The following is a 1,563-nucleotide window of genomic DNA, read 5'->3' as shown; positions in this document are numbered from 1 at the left end:
ACTTCGGGCGGCCCAAGAACGGCCCTGAGGAGAAGTACAGCCTGAAGCCTGTGGCCGAAGCGGCGAGCAAGGCACTGGGTCAGGACGTGAAATTCATCGCCAGTCTGCCGGGCAGCGAGGAAACCCTGAAGGTCGTGCAGGAGTTGAAGGCGGGCGAAGTGGCCCTGCTGGAAAACGTGCGCTTTGAAGCGGGTGAGGAAAAGAACGACGCCGACTTGAACGACAAGCTCGCCAAATTGGGCGACGCCTTCGTGCTGGATGCCTTCGGCTCGGCCCACCGCGCCCACTCGTCGGTGAGTGGCGTGGCGGCCAAGCTGCCCCACGCGGCGGGCGGCCTGCTCCAGACTGAAGTGGACGCGCTAGGCAAGCTGCTGCACAGCACCGAGCATCCATACGTCGTCATCATCGGCGGCGCGAAGGTCAGCGACAAGATCAAGGTTATTGAAAACCTGCTCCCCCGCGTGGACAAAATGCTGATTGGCGGCGGGATGATGTTCACCTTCATCAAGGCGAAGGGTGGGCAAATCGGGAATAGCCTGGTGGAAGACGACCAGGTGGAATACGCCAAGGGGCTGCTGGACAAGTACGGCGACAAGCTGCTGCTGCCCACTGATGCCGTGGCTGCTGACAAGTTTGCTGCTGATGCCGAGAGCAAAGTCGTCCTAGCCGACCAGATTCCCGACGGCTGGATGGGCCTGGACATTGGCCCGGACACCCAGAAAGCCTACGCCGATGCACTGAAGGGGGCCAAGGTCGTCTTCTGGAACGGGCCGATGGGCGTGTTTGAATTCGAGAAATTCGCGGCGGGCACGAATGCGGTGGCGGCGGCGGTGGGCAGCCTCAAGAATCAGGCGTACACCGTGGTCGGCGGTGGCGACAGCGTGAGCGCCATCAACAAGAGCGGCAAGGCCGACCAGATTGACCACATCAGCACAGGCGGCGGGGCCAGCCTGGAACTGCTGGAAGGCAAGGAACTTCCCGGCGTCAAGGCGATGGAATAACAGGCGTGCCGCCTGCGCTGAACGCTGAACGTCTAAACGCTTATGAGTGACGCTTTTTTGCCCTTTGAGAAACTGGAAGTTCACGAGCTGTCGGTAGAGTTTGCCGTCAAGGTCTATCACCTTACCCGTGACTTTCCAGAGGCGGAGCGTTTTGGTTTGACGAATCAGTTAAGGCGGGCGGCAGTCTCTATTTCACTCAACATTGCCGAAGGTCGTGGTCGGTCAACAGCCAAGGAATTTGCACGTTTCCTGACCATTGCTCGCGGTTCTCTTTTTGAAGTCATGAGTGGGGCCAGAATAGCGACTGAACTTGAATTGATGACTGTTCAAGACCAGCAACTTCTTAGAAGTATGGCTAATAAACTTAATGCCAAACTTATGGCCCTGCTTAAATCTCTAGACAATAGCGTTTAAGCGTTTAGCGTTTAAGCGCATGGAGCTTTCCCATGCCCAATACCCTTCTTGCCCTCAACTGGAAAATGAACAAGACCCCCACCGAGGCCCGCTCCTGGTGTGAGGAACTCAAGGAAAAATATGCTGCGGTGGACGGCGTGGAACTGGC

Annotated in this window: 2 protein-coding genes; both read left to right on the top strand. The window is 57.7% G+C overall.

The window, feature by feature from the left end:
- Positions 1–1,001, top strand: a 1,001-nt coding sequence (pgk, locus tag Q4C89_RS07660; protein WP_303102015.1) for a phosphoglycerate kinase, incomplete at its 5' end; no start/stop codon positions are given.
- 42 nt (positions 1,002–1,043) lie between these two features.
- Positions 1,044–1,415, top strand: a complete 372-nt coding sequence (locus Q4C89_RS07655) for a four helix bundle protein (protein ID WP_303102014.1) — start codon at positions 1,044–1,046, stop codon at positions 1,413–1,415.
- Positions 1,416–1,563: the final 148 nt, after the last annotated feature.

The sequence above is a fragment of the Deinococcus sp. genome (assembly GCF_030523985.1).
In the GTDB taxonomy this organism is placed as follows: domain Bacteria; phylum Deinococcota; class Deinococci; order Deinococcales; family Deinococcaceae; genus Deinococcus.
The sequence above is the reverse complement of the archived record's forward strand: the minus strand, read 5'-3'. Positions and strand labels throughout refer to the sequence as shown.